This window comes from Micromonospora sp. NPDC050417 (assembly GCF_044458865.1).
Classification (GTDB): domain Bacteria; phylum Actinomycetota; class Actinomycetes; order Mycobacteriales; family Micromonosporaceae; genus Micromonospora_G.
In genome coordinates, this window is the sequence record NZ_JBITIH010000009.1 from 203,164 (window position 1) to 216,289 (window position 13,126).

8 protein-coding genes and 1 CRISPR repeat array are annotated in these 13,126 nt (G+C 68.5%); all 8 genes read right to left on the reverse strand.

Translation table 11 applies throughout. The features are described 5' to 3' along the window. Positions 1-148: 148 nt before the first annotated feature. The 8 genes from ACIBF5_RS14430 to cas5c all read right to left on the reverse strand — a co-directional run bounded on the left by ACIBF5_RS14430 (position 149) and on the right by cas5c (position 12,904). Entirely contained in the window at positions 149-2,065 is a 1,917-nt protein-coding gene (locus ACIBF5_RS14430; protein WP_396811610.1) for a glycerophosphodiester phosphodiesterase family protein, read from the reverse strand. A gap of 83 nt (positions 2,066-2,148) precedes the next feature. Beyond that, entirely contained in the window at positions 2,149-4,269 is a 2,121-nt protein-coding gene (locus ACIBF5_RS14435; protein WP_396811612.1) for an acyltransferase family protein, read from the reverse strand. Between the two features lie 228 nt (positions 4,270-4,497). After that, positions 4,498-7,453: direct repeats of the CRISPR family, unit length 37 nt; unit sequence GTTGCGATCCTCGCCCGGTCCGGGGACTGGGCGCAGC. Positions 7,454-7,579: 126 nt separating this feature from the next. Beyond that, positions 7,580-7,888: a CRISPR-associated endonuclease Cas2 gene (cas2, locus tag ACIBF5_RS14440; RefSeq protein ID WP_396811614.1), complete on the reverse strand. Its 309-nt coding sequence runs from the start codon at positions 7,886-7,888 to the stop codon at positions 7,580-7,582. Beyond that, positions 7,873-8,901, reverse strand: a complete 1,029-nt coding sequence (gene cas1c / locus ACIBF5_RS14445) for a type I-C CRISPR-associated endonuclease Cas1c (RefSeq protein ID WP_396811616.1) — start codon at positions 8,899-8,901, stop codon at positions 7,873-7,875. The genes cas2 and cas1c overlap by 16 nt, the downstream gene beginning before the upstream one ends. Then, on the reverse strand, positions 8,894-9,538 hold the full coding sequence (cas4, locus tag ACIBF5_RS14450) for a CRISPR-associated protein Cas4 (protein WP_396811618.1): 645 nt from the start codon (positions 9,536-9,538) through the stop codon (positions 8,894-8,896). The genes cas1c and cas4 overlap by 8 nt, the downstream gene beginning before the upstream one ends. Further along, positions 9,535-10,398: a type I-C CRISPR-associated protein Cas7/Csd2 gene (gene cas7c, locus ACIBF5_RS14455; protein ID WP_396811620.1), complete on the reverse strand. Its 864-nt coding sequence runs from the start codon at positions 10,396-10,398 to the stop codon at positions 9,535-9,537. Before cas7c ends, cas4 begins: the two co-directional genes overlap by 4 nt. Next, the gene (gene cas8c, locus ACIBF5_RS14460) at positions 10,395-12,218 is read right to left on the reverse strand and encodes a type I-C CRISPR-associated protein Cas8c/Csd1 (RefSeq protein ID WP_396811622.1); all 1,824 of its coding nucleotides are present in this window, start codon (positions 12,216-12,218) and stop codon (positions 10,395-10,397) included. Before cas8c ends, cas7c begins: the two co-directional genes overlap by 4 nt. Then, positions 12,218-12,904: a type I-C CRISPR-associated protein Cas5c gene (gene cas5c, locus ACIBF5_RS14465; protein ID WP_396811696.1), complete on the reverse strand. Its 687-nt coding sequence runs from the start codon at positions 12,902-12,904 to the stop codon at positions 12,218-12,220. The genes cas8c and cas5c overlap by 1 nt, the downstream gene beginning before the upstream one ends. Positions 12,905-13,126: the final 222 nt, after the last annotated feature.

The following is a 13,126-nucleotide window of genomic DNA, read 5'->3' on the forward strand; positions in this document are numbered from 1 at the left end:
CGCTGCCAGCGGAAACGGGCTATCCGGCGTTGTCCGACGGTCACTCGCATAACACCCCGGCCGCAAATGCTGACGGTACGGGCGAACAGGAATCCCCGCCGTCGGGAAGTTGACGGCGGGGATTCCACAGTGCAATGACGTACGGCGGTTACTTCAGCGCGAGGGTCCGGGCGTCGGCGGCGATGACGCTGGCGACCTCGGCCGGGACCAGCTTGCCGGCCTGCCGGTCGACATAGCTGGCCAGTTCGGCGTACTTGAGGTCGACGAGCTTGGCGGTCATCGAGTTGATCGCGGCCGGGTCGGCGCCCGAGGTCAGGATGACGTAACCGAGGCCGGCCTGGCTCACCGTGACGGTGAAGGTGCTGGTCGCGGTCGCGGTCCCCTCGGGACCGGTCACCTGGGTGCTGACGGTGTGCTTGCCGGCGGTGAGCTTGACCAGGTCGAGCTTGCGGCCGGTGGCCGACTTCTTGCCGTCGACGGTGACGGTGACGGTGTCGGCGTTGGTCGCGGCGACCGCGATCACCGGGGACTGTGCCCGGTCGAGGCGCGCCCCGTCGGCCGGCGAGGTGATCTCCACGGTCGGGTCACCGGAGGCACGCTGCATGAAGGCCGAGTTCCAGCCGACCAGTTCGGCGGTGCGGTTGGTGATGATCGCGTCCGTACCGATCCGCTCCAGCCGCTGCCAGAGGCTGGCCGAGTCCATCGTCCACGCCATCACGGCGACCCCGGCGGCGTGCAGGGGGGCGACGACCTCCGGCTTGGCGAGGAGCGCGTTGCCGTCCGGGTTGTACGCGGTCAGGTGGAGCTGCTTGGAGATCGCGACCGGGTCGGCGTCGAGGCTGCTGCGCAGCAGGCCGAGCGGCAGTTCGGGGGCGAGTTCGTAGGTGTACTGGAGGGCGTCGACCTCGAAGCTCTGGACGAAGACGCGGCTCATCATCTGCTCGTCGCGGATCACCTTGATGATCGTGGCGACCTCGTCCCTGGTGTGCTTGCCCTTGATCTCCAGCAGCAGGCTGCCACCCCGGGTACGCAGGTCGGCGAGCTGCTCGGCGAGGGTCGGCACCCGCTCGCCGACGTACTGCGGGCCGAACCAGGAGCCGGCGTCGAGGGCCTTGATCTGCTCGGCGGTCAGGTCGCGGATGTTGCCGGTGCCGTCGGTGGTCCGGTCGACGGTGCCGTCGTGCAGGATGAACGGCACGCCGTCCTTGCTCGGCTGGACGTCGTTCTCGATCCAGTCGGCGCCGCCCTTACGCGCGATCTCCTGCGAGACCAGGGTGTTCTCCGGCGCGGCGGCGGAGGCGCCCCGGTGGGCGATCACGGTGAAGGGGCTGCCCTCGGGGCGGATGTAGCCGTTCGGCGGCAGCTCGGTGACGGTGACGTTGTCGTACGAGACGGTGGAGCCGTTGACGAAGAGCGCCTGGACGCCGTCGGTGGAGCGCTGGAGGCTGTTGGTCCGCATCGCCTCCCGCCCGTCGAAGATCCAGCGGGCCTGGTTGCCGTGCACCTCGACGGCGACCCGGATGTCGCGACCGGTCCCGGCGTCGTACGGGGCGGAGGCGGTGTTCGTCACGACCCAGGCGTTGCCGGTGGTCCGCTGGGCGAATTCGAGGCCGTTGGCGGCGGTGGTGCCGCTGCGCATGGTGGCGATCCACCACGGGGTGGCACCGTTGGCCGGGACGTCGAGGCCGAGCGAGGCCCAGCGGGTGGCGGCGGAGACCGTCTCGAAGCGCATGTTCGCCTCGATCCGGAAGTCGTTCAGGTGCTTCCCGAACGTGATCTTGTTGTTCGCGCTGGAACTGGCGGAGGTGCCGTAGAGCCGGCCGTTCTCGACCTTCCAGGCGCCGTCGATCGCGTTCCAGCCGGCGGGGATGGTCCCGGCGGAGAAGTCCTCGGAGACGACGACATTGCCCGGCTCGGCGGCGGCCGGCGACGAGGTGGCGACGGCGACCGCCGCGGCGCCACCGGCGACGGCGAGCGCGGCGAGCACGGCAACGGCCCGGGTACGCGGGGCGATCGGTCCCGCCGTGAGGCGGCCCAGCGGTGATGGTGCGGGAAGGACAGTCATGATCGGGACGCTACGAAGCAGACCCGACACCATGATCAATTGAAAGTAGCCGTTGCCGGAACGACACGTGTACGCGCGCGCCCTCAGTTCAACACCTGGTCGATCGCGGCGCCGAGCCGTGGCGTCAGGCTCCGGGCGTAACTGGCGGTCAGGTGGCTGCTGTCCCGGTAGACCAGCACACCACCGATCACCGGGGCACACCTGGCGGCCGGACAGATGCTGTCGGTCAGGTCGACCAGGCTCACCTGGCGCAGACCCTTGGCCGCCTCCGTCTGTGCCGGGCCGGCGCTCGCCGTCACCGCCACCTCCCGTGAAGCCGCGCACTTCGTGAGCTTCGTACGGTTCGCCGACACGCACTCCGCCACCCGTACGTTCAGCGACGGCGTGTCGCGCAGCACGACCGTACGAACACCCGCGTCCGTCATCGCGGACCAGGTGCGACGCATCGCCTCGACCGTCGCGTCGTAACCGGGCCTGCCGTTGAGCAGCACACCGTCCCGGATCGGCACGTAGTACCCGCTGCTGGTCAGGAGCAGGTCCGGCCGCCCGGCGCCGGTCAGCTCCGCCCGCGCGTTGCGGTTCCACTCGACGCAGGCCGGGGTCGACCGCGCCAGCACCGAAATCTCCAGGTCAAGGAAGGGACAGGACTGCTTCAGGTACGTCACCAGCCGCCACTTCCGCTCGACCGCGACCGCCTGCAACGCCGGCATCCAGTTGCCGGCGTGCGAGTCCCCGACCACCGCCACCGTGTAATCGGAGTCGCGGTCGCCGTACGCGCAGGTCACCAGGTCGGTTTTGGTCCCCTCGGAGAAACACTTCTGGGAGTAGACGTCCGGCAGGTCCGCCTTGGCGGCGAGCGGATCCGGCACGATCACGTCCACCTTGTCCACCGGCACCCCCTCCTTACTGTCCCGGGGAGTGTCGCCGAGGATCGCCGCACCGGGCGGACCGGCGGGCGCAGTGGGCGACGCACCGGGCGACACGACCACCGGCACGCTCAGCGCGCTCGGCGGAAGCTGGCGCGGCGGCGGCCAGACCGTGAACTGGAACAACAGCCCAGCCAGCACCGGCACGGCGGTAAAGAACAACCCCAGGCGCAGCGCCCGTACGGGATAGAACGCCAACCGTGGCGACCGGCGGATCGGATTCTCCAGGTAGTGGTACGTCAACACCGCCGGCACCACGGAAAGCCCCACGACCGCGAGCCCGGCCGGCACACTCAGCTCACCGAACCGGGCCTCCGCCGCCACCAGCAGCGGCCAGTGCCAGAGATAGAGCGAGTAGGAGAGGGCACCGACCGCCCGTACCGGACGCAGCCCCAGCAGCAGTTCGGGTCCGAACCGGCCGGCGACGCCAGCGGCGATCACGGCGGCGGCACCGACCGTCGGCAACAGGGCAAGGTAACCGGGGAAGGCCATACTCGGGGTGATCCGGAGCGCGGCGACGACAACGGCACCGAGCCCGACCCACCCGAGCAGGGCGGCGACCGGGCGCGGCAGCCGGGCCAACCTGTGGCTGAGCAGAGCCAGGCCGCCACCGAGCGCGAGTTCCCACATCCGGGTGGTGGTGACAAAGTAGGAGCGGGCCGGGTCAGACTCGGTCAGGTAGACCGACCAGGCGAACGACGGGACCGCGATCAACGCCAGCGCGGCCAGCAGCCAGCGACGCCGAGCCCAGCCAGCCCAGGCGGCCACGATCAGCAGCAGCGGCCAGACCAGGTAAAACTGCTCCTCGACCGCGAGCGACCAGTAATGCTGAAGAATGCTCGGCGCGTCACCAACCGCGAGATAGTCGACCGCCTGCTCCGCCAGCCGCCAGTTCATCACGTACGCCCCGCTTGCCACCACGTCCCAGCCGGTCTCCGCCCAGCGGGTCTTCGGCAGGAAGAAGAGGGTCAACACCAGCGTGGTGCCGAGCACCAGACCCGCGGCGGGCAGCAGCCGTTTCGCCCGGCGGGCGTAGAAGCCGGTGATCGAGATCTTGCCGGTGCGTTCCAACTCCGCGACCAGGAGTCCGGTGATGAGGAACCCGGAGATCACAAAGAAAACGTCCACCCCGACGAAACCACCAGGGAGGAAGTCCAGGCCCGCGTGCGACAACAACACGAGTACGACCGCGAGCGCCCGCAGCCCCTCGATGTCACCGCGATAACCAGCCCGTACGTCGACTTTGGTTTCCGGTTGCCGGCTGTCCAGTTGCGTCATGTCGTCTACCCCTCCAGGCCCGTCCCCGTGCGCGGCGGCGTACGCCCAGGCGGCCGAGGGGGTGCCGCCCAAACGGATCAATCACGGGTACGACGGGTGTTATGGGGCATGTTAGTGCCCCATAACCCCTGGTCAGCGCATTCCGATTAGATGGCTGGTGATGGTGTCGGACGAGACCAGGAATGTGAGGTGACGGTTGCCGTGGCCGTCCACGGCCAGCTTGTTGCCGTTACAGTCCTCGCCCAGTCCGAAGACCGGGCGCAGCACCTCCCATGTTCGCGAGGCACCGAATGGAGTCAGAGGGTTGCGATCCTCGCCCGGTCCGAAGACCGGGCGCAGCCGTCTGGTACGCCGAGTGGCTGGGCGTCCGGGCCCGCGTTGCGATCCTCGCCCGGTCCGAAGACCGGGCGCAGCCCACTCGATCGTGGCTCAGGCCCGAAGCAACCTCTGGCGGTCGCGAGCCTCGCCCGGTCCGAAGACCGGCCGCAGCGTGGACCGCAGAGGCGTGCCGTCTAACTGGGTCACCCGTTGCGATCCTCGCCCGGTCCGAAGACCGGGCGCAGCCTTCATCGCCCGCGCGTGCTCGGACAGCGGGCCTTCCTCGTTGCGATCCTCGCCCGGTCCGAAGACCGGGCGCAGCCAGCGTCCCTCGTACGCTTCGCCGACGCCGGACCGGTCGTTGCGATCCTCGCCCGGTCCGGAGACCGGGCGCAGCAAGCAGCTCTACTTCACTGCCGACCTCGACCGGGCGATGTTGCGATCCTCGCCTGGTCCGGAGACCGGGCGCAGCCGCTTCACCAGCGTGTCCACGGCCGCCTTTAGCTTGTTGTTGCGATCCTCGCCTGGTCCGAAGACCGGGCGCAGCCCGATGGCCTGGGCTTCCTGCTGGGTTACACCCGGCAGGTTGCGATCCTCGCCTGGTCCGAAGACCGGGCGCAGCGGGCTCTCGGCGCAGGCGGCGACGTCGACGACGCGGTTGCGATCCTCGCCTGGTCCGAAGACCGGGCGCAGCTGAGTCGGTCACCCGGCTTGTAGTCCCACACCTCAGAGAGGTTGCGATCCTCGCCTGGTCCGAAGACCGGGCGCAGCTCTCGTGAGAGCGGAGTAAGCATGGCTGACTGGTTCGTGTTGCGATCCTCGCCTGGTCCCGAAGACCGGGCGCAGCTGCCCGGTAACTACCCCCATATCGCACTCGCGCTCAATGCCGTTGCGATCCTCGCCTGGTCCGAAGACCGGGCGCAGCCCGTAGTGCGCCCGGTCGTACGCCGGGGAGTCCAGCACGTTGCGATCCTCGCCTGGTCCGAAGACCGGGCGCAGCGGTTCGGCTGCCAGGTCGGTTGGTGGTGGCCCGGACCAGTTGCGATCCTCGCCTGGTCCGAAGACCGGGCGCAGCGCGTAACCGCCGGGGCCTGCACCGCGAGCTTGCCCAGTTGGTTGCGATCCTCGCCTGGTCCGAAGACCGGGCGCAGCAGCGAGGCGAGGGCTCCGGGCCATCGTCGCCGCCCAGGGTTGCGATCCTCGCCTGGTCCGAAGACCGGGCGCAGCCGGCGCGGAGGATGTGACCGCCCTTCGCCAACATCGGTTGCGATCCTCGCCTGGTCCGAAGACCGGGCGCAGCCGCCGCGCACGCGCTCAAGGTTCCGGTCGGCCCCGATGAGTTGCGATCCTCGCCCGGTCCGGGGACTGGGCGCAGCGGCCCGCTGGCGATGACCGCCTGAACCAGTCCGGGCGTGTTGCGATCCTCGCCCGGTCCGGGGACTGGGCGCAGCGCCGTCCATCCAGGACCCCACCGTCCCGCTGTGGATCACCGTTGCGATCCTCGCCCGGTCCGGGGACTGGGCGCAGCACCTGCGTGACCTGTTCGGATTCGGGGGTGTGCTGTGTTGCGATCCTCGCCCGGTCCGGGGACTGGGCGCAGCGCGCGGTCGTCATCATCGTCGACTGGCTGGTCGACAAGTTGCGATCCTCGCCCGGTCCGGGGACTGGGCGCAGCTGGTTGCAGTCAATGCGCCACACCCGGAGCTACGCCAAGTTGCGATCCTCGCCCGGTCCGGGGACTGGGCGCAGCCGGAGCGCCCCATCGACGCCGTTGGTGTAGGCCACAAGGTTGCGATCCTCGCCCGGTCCGGGGACTGGGCGCAGCATGGTCCACCCGGACTGGGACGACGACCAGGTACGCGTTGCGATCCTCGCCCGGTCCGGGGACTGGGCGCAGCCGTAGTAGTCCGGGGCCGCCTCCGAGTCCTGCTGCTGGGTTGCGATCCTCGCCCGGTCCGGGGACTGGGCGCAGCGGTTTGAGCTGCTGAGGGCGGCACGGGTGGTGATCGAGGTGTTGCGATCCTCGCCCGGTCCGGGGACTGGGCGCAGCGGGAGGTCCGCCGGCTCGACATCCAGGTTCGGCACCTCCGGTTGCGATCCTCGCCCGGTCCGGGGACTGGGCGCAGCGTGCCCTACGTCCTCATCACCCCGGCCAGCTTAAAGTTGCGATCCTCGCCCGGTCCGGGGACTGGGCGCAGCGATCGCCGCCTTGTTGCACCCCTGTCCGACGCCCTTCTCGTTGCGATCCTCGCCCGGTCCGGGGACTGGGCGCAGCTTGGCTTCGTGACCGTCATGCTCGCCCTTAACCTGGTCGTGTTGCGATCCTCGCCCGGTCCGGGGACTGGGCGCAGCGATGCGCACTACACAGTCAGTAACGGCAAGGCCCTTCGTTGCGATCCTCGCCCGGTCCGGGGACTGGGCGCAGCGGCGATCATCTCGGCGACCGAGCCGGGCGTGAAGTCGTTGCGATCCTCGCCCGGTCCGGGGACTGGGCGCAGCGCTCCGCTGGCAGGTGTGGGACAACCCGGCCGTCGAGTTGCGATCCTCGCCCGGTCCGGGGACTGGGCGCAGCTCGGGCTCCTGGTCGGCGTTCCCGCGCCGAGTCAGTTGCGATCCTCGCCCGGTCCGGGGACTGGGCGCAGCCGCCGCGATCGGGGTCGGTGAGACGACCATCAGAAGGTGGTTGCGATCCTCGCCCGGTCCGGGGACTGGGCGCAGCCGCGGAGTCCGCCGGTGCCGCGCACACCGCCATCGTGTTGCGATCCTCGCCCGGTCCGGGGACTGGGCGCAGCGGGGTGCACCTGCAACCCCCGCTCCGGGGTCAGTCCGGTTGCGATCCTCGCCCGGTCCGGGGGCTGGGCGCAGCGGCTCGCGAGCAGGGCAAATAGTCCAATGCCAATGCACCTGAAGTCTGCTCGTGGTCCGATTTGTTCACTTTATCCAGACTCTCTGGTTCGGAACCCCTCGGTGATTCCGTGTGAGCTTGGGGTTCCTAGATCACGAACGGACCACGCGGATCAACTGCCCGAGGCTTGCCGAGATGTTCGACGTCGTCGAGTGCGCTTGCCGGCAGCCGGTAGATCCTGACACTGTCTCGGACCGGGTCGATGACGGCTTGCAACTCGGCGACGAGTCGTACCTTGTCGGCGTCTCGGCAGACGACCTCGAACACGGACTTCTGGACCCGGTGACCGTACGCCTCACAGATCTTCGCCACCGCGCGAAGCCGGCGCTGCCCTTGCGGGGTGACGGTTTCCACGTCGTACGTGACCAGCAGATCCATGGTCAGCTCACCATCCACGGCTGGTACGCGACCAGGTCGCCCCGCAGGTGGCGGGCAAGGAGCCTGGCCTGCACCAGCGGCAACAGCGCCCCGGGCACGTCCCGTCCCAGTTGAACGTGTGGCCAGACGCGCTGACGGCTCTGTTGCCACGCGGCGAGCACCGACTTCCGCCCGTTCTCAGTCAGCCGGTAACCGCCGTTCGGCAGCGCCTCGAAGTCGTCGCGGGTCAGCTCGCGCCGGTTGAGCAGGGTCAGCGCGAGCCGATCGGCGAGCAGCGGCCGGAACTCCTCCATCAGGTCGAGAGCAAGTGCCGGCTTACCGGGCCGCACGCCGTGCAGGAACCCGATGTACGGATCAAGACCGACCTGCTCCAACGCTCCCTGCACAGCGACTCGCAGCATTCCGTACAGGAAGGAGAGCAGGCAGTTCAGTGGGTCGGTCGGCGGGCGCTTGTTTCGCCCGGACGCTTTCCACTCCTTGTTGTCAGTCAGTAGGTACGGCATCGCCGCGAAGTAGTCGCGGGCGGCGATGCCTTCGACGCCGAGCACTTCGTTTGCACTGTCCGCAGTCCGGAGCAGTTCCAGTCGTTCACCGAGCAGTTCGGCGCTCGCCCGCAGCGCGGTCTGGCGATGCCCCGAACTGTCGCGGGCGGTGCGGAGCAGCACCTGACGGGAGTTGTGAATCTTGCCGGCCACCATCGCGACCGCGATGCGCAGGCGCTGTTCGGCTGAGTCGGCCACCCGGTGCTGGGACTGCCGCAGCAGTGGGTTGCCGGTGGTCGGGCCGACCGTACGGGCACGGAATCGCCCGTTTCCGGTGAGCCAGCTGATGGACCTTCCCTCGTCCGCACAGCGAAGGATCAGGTCGTCGGTGACGTTGACTCCGCCGAAGACAACGAAGTGGTCGATCCGGACCAGTGGCAGGATCCGGCGCCCGGGCTGGTCGGGGTGGAAGACACGTACGGTGTCGCCGTCCAGGTGCAGGCTGGTGCCGGGTGTCTGCACGTAGAGGGTGTTGAGCAGCTCAGTCACGCCACTGTCCCAACGGTCGTGGGGTCAACAGGTCGGATGGGGACTGCCGGCGCCCATCGGTGAGTTCGGGCAGGCAGTCCTCGCGCAGGGAACACTTCCGGCAACGGCTGTCGTTGCGGGCCGCCGGCAGCGTGGCGTTGGCCATCAGTTCGCGTACGGCCTCGGTCGCCCGCACCACCCGGTCGAGCAGATTCGCGGTGATCGGTACGGGATGCCGCCGCCGTTCCGCGACCGAGTAGACGTATCCGGTCGGGACGGCAAACCCGGCCTCGATCAGGCAGAGTGCCTGGCCGGCGAGTTGGAGTTCGGCCGGGCCGCCGGGGAGGTAGCGACCGACCTTGTATTCGACCGGGGTCGCCGTACCGTTTTCGAATTCGACAATGTCGCAGACGCCGCGCAGCCCATGCGTGTCGCTCCAGACCTGGAGTGATCGCACCACGGTGAGCCCACGGCGGCGCTGGATTCCGGGCAGGTCGACGGCGGTGTGGCTGAGGTCGCCGCGTACGGTTTCCGCGCTCTCCGACCAGACTCCCTCGACGTGGATCAGGGCGGTCTGGCGCTGGCAGTAGTCGTAGTGCTCCAGGGCGGACAGCGGCACTTCTCGTGCGCCGCTGTCCGCTGCGGCGGCGTCGGTCACGGCCAGAGGTCGACCAGCTTGGTCAGCTCGATGCCCTCGGGCAGGCCCGACTCGTCCAGGCCCCGCACATAGTCAGTGTGGGCGCGGGCCGCCTTGTCCGGGTTGGCCCGGTTGAGGGTTACCCGTTGGGTGAGGCTGGCCGACGGCGCGACGCCGAACGCGTCCGGGTGGCTGAAGATGTAAAGACCGCAGAGCTTCATCTCGCCCCTGGTGGCGGCCCGGTCATGGTCGAACATGACGCTGATCGCCTGCCAGAATGCGGCCAGGTCGTCGCTGGTGACACCGGTCTTCGCAGCTCGGGGCGCGGAGTAGAACGCGTGCGCCCGGTAGAGCCCGTACGGGACCGTCCACTTCGAGCCGATCTCCGTACGCTCGCCTTTGTCTATGTCTTCCTGTCGGGTCTGGGTGACTCGGGTGATGGTGTGATCGGTCGGCAGGATGGGGTCGATGCTGCGGGCGAAGGTGAGCTGCAACGGCCCGCGCACCTGGCCGGCACCGCCACCCTTGCCGGTGCTGAGCACGCCGCCGAACATCCGGATGTCGAAGTAGTGCTCGCAGAGCCAGCGCTGCGCTTCGTCAGCCTTGCCGGGGTTGGCCTTGAGCGCGGCCTCGATCCGGGTGTTCAGCGCGAAACCGGCCTCGACGAAGATGCCGTAACGCGGGTCGTCGCCACGCACCAGGGAGACGGTGTCCCGGATCTTGCGCTTGATCGCCACGTCGGTGACGAGCCCCTGGCCGCTCTCGTCGTCGGTACGTGGCTGGTTGCCCGCGTCCGGGTCGCCGTTCGGGTTGCCGTCGGAGACGTCGAAGAGCAGCACGGCGTCATGACGCCGGGTCGGGTCGAGGTGGGCGGCGGTCATGCGTTGTCGTCTCCTTCGAGCTTCGGCGCCTCTTGTTCCGGCTCCGGGGGCAGGTCGGTCTTCTTCTTGTTCGCGGCTGCCGCGATCCGCTCCGCGCGCAGATCCGCACGCTGCTGGTGGTAGCCGAGGATGAACTCGGCCTTGTCGGTCAGCACGGCACCGCTGGGGATCTTTTCGAGGCGGTTGAACAGGTCGTCGAGACGCCGCTCGTACGCCTCGGACCAGTTCGGGCGGTGCAGTGGCCCGCGGAGCCGCTTGAGCCAGGCGGTGGTGTTACGCCGTCCCGAGACCAGCACCACCTGGGGGTTGTCGATGGCTCGCCCGAAGTAGCGCTCGGCGAACGTCGTGTTGATCTTCTGGTCGGCGACCCGGAACACGGTGCGTTGCAAGTCGTCCATGACGGCGAAGATCCGGCCGGACACGTATGCCGGGTGCTTCTTCTCCTCGTTCAAGGTCGGCGTCAGCCTCTCTCGGTCGTCGTGATTCAGGTACGGGTGACGGCGCAGGGCGAGCCGGATCAGGCCGGCACGGGGTGCGTCGAGCCGCCCGTCCAACCGGATTCGGTTGATGACGTGGTGCAGCAGTTTCGGTGGCAGCGGCCGGCCGAGCAGGGCGGCACCGATCAGCCGGTGGAACATGTCCGGCGGGCGATGCTCCGCCGAGGCACCGAACTTCGTCCAGGACCCGCTGGCCCCGTTGCGGCCAGCCTCGAAACGACCAGCGACCCGGGCAAAATGCGGCACGCCGGCGTAGACGATCTCAGCGGTCCAGGCGTCGACCATTCCGCAGTCGGCGAACCAGTTCTTGATGTTCTTCTGAATCTTGGGGAGCGGTTGCTCGACCCAGTCCCGTACGACCACACGGGCGACATTCCCGCCGACCGTCACAGCGCAGTAGGTGGAGAAGTCGTCCACGCCGCGCTCCGAACCGGTGACCGCCCCGCCGAGCATCTCGCCGATCACGACCGGGTCCGGCTGCTCGACCATGGCCATGGGGTTGTACGTCGACCCGCCCAGCACCCACCAGGCCAACCGAGCATTCTGGCCAGAGAACGCGGTGCTGTGCTGTGGGTCGGAGAGCAACCCGGTCAGCGCCGTCATGAACTTCAGGCCACAGTCGGCGCAGATCGGCGTGTTGGTCAGAAACTTCTGCAGCTCGTAGCCGTGCGTTGCCTCGTTCATGCTGACCAGGGAGGCACCCTGGGTGGCGCCCGGCAGCCAACGCTGCGGGATCTGCTGCGGGATCGTCTTCAGCAACGGCTGCACCTGACCGCAGACCAGGCAGAGACCGATCCGTCCGGACCCCTTCCGGTCACCGGCTACGCCGGCCCAGAAACGTTTGGCTTCCTCGGTTTCCGCCGCGTACTTTCCCGCGACCCGAAACGTGATCAGGTCGGGACGGGCCCACCCGTCCGGCGGCTCAAGTTTGCGGTCGTGGCCGTCGCGGTAAAAGGCGGCGATGGCGGGACCGGGGCCAGTCGGCTCTGCTGTGGCCCACTCCCCGACCAGTTCCCGGAACGCTTCGTACTGCTTCGCCACCCGGTCCGGCTTCGCTCCTTCGGCCAGCCAACCGAAGACATACTCCCCGTTGTCGACCCCGAGCACCGGCGCGATCCCGACCGTACGGGTAACCGACGGCACCAATCGGGAGACGCCGAACTTCCGCTGCGGGTCGCTCGGCTCCGCCGTGTCGACGAAGTCCCCGGTCGGAGTCCCGTCGGCCGCGATGTTGAGAGTCCATCGCACCGATTTCCGAGCGTAGAACGGCGGGAACGCATCGTCGCTGGTGTCGGCATACTCGACCAGCCGCTGGAGCAGCACTAGGCCACCAGACCTTCCGGCAGCGCCAACTCCATCCCACGTTCCGGCACCGCCAGCACGCCGTCGACGATCCGCGCGGCGAACCACTCCATCTTCGGCTGAGCCGAACTGCCGTCCCGGTGGATGGAGTGCAGCATGATGCCGACCTCCTCGTCGACCGGCTCGCGCGGGCTGTCGTCGGGCCAGCCGAAGTCGGCGGTGAACTCGCGCGTGCCCAGGTAGGGCTGCTGGAAGCAGGCACCCCTGCGGACCCGGCGACGCAACTGATCCCGGTACGCGGCAACCGGTTTGTCCGCGTGGGAAGCCAACTCGATGTGGGCATGAATCCGGTACGCGACATCGCGCAGGCAGACCGCGTTGCGCTGATCCCGACGGGCCGCCGTATCCACCCGCCGCGTTCCCTTGATCGCCTCGGCGAGCGGGGCAACATCCGAAGTCTCATTACGTCGGATGGTGAACTGCCTGATCGGCTTGAGCACCTCGATCGCCACGATCGAGTATCGGATCTCCGGCTTCCAGAAGATCGACTCCAGCACACCGACCGCCGCCGACGGCGTCATCACGGGATAACTCACCCGCTCGACCTTCAACTCCGGACGGGAGAACAACGCCGCCTCGGCGCTGACCTGCACCACCACCGGAAGGTCCCCGTCAGGGCTCCGCCGCAGCGCAACCCCGTTGACCACCTCCGCTGTCACAGTCGTCCTCCTAATGGCGATCATCAACGAACATGAACTGGATTCGACTGGCCACAGGAGCCGACCAGCACGTCGATCACAAGGATCCGTGAGGGGTATGACAATCCACGAGAGTTTCCGTCGCGCAACAACACTCGTCAACCACGAAAAGATGATCAGGACAACCAAATCGGGCGGCCACCAATTGGAAGGGGTACCCGAGGACAAGTA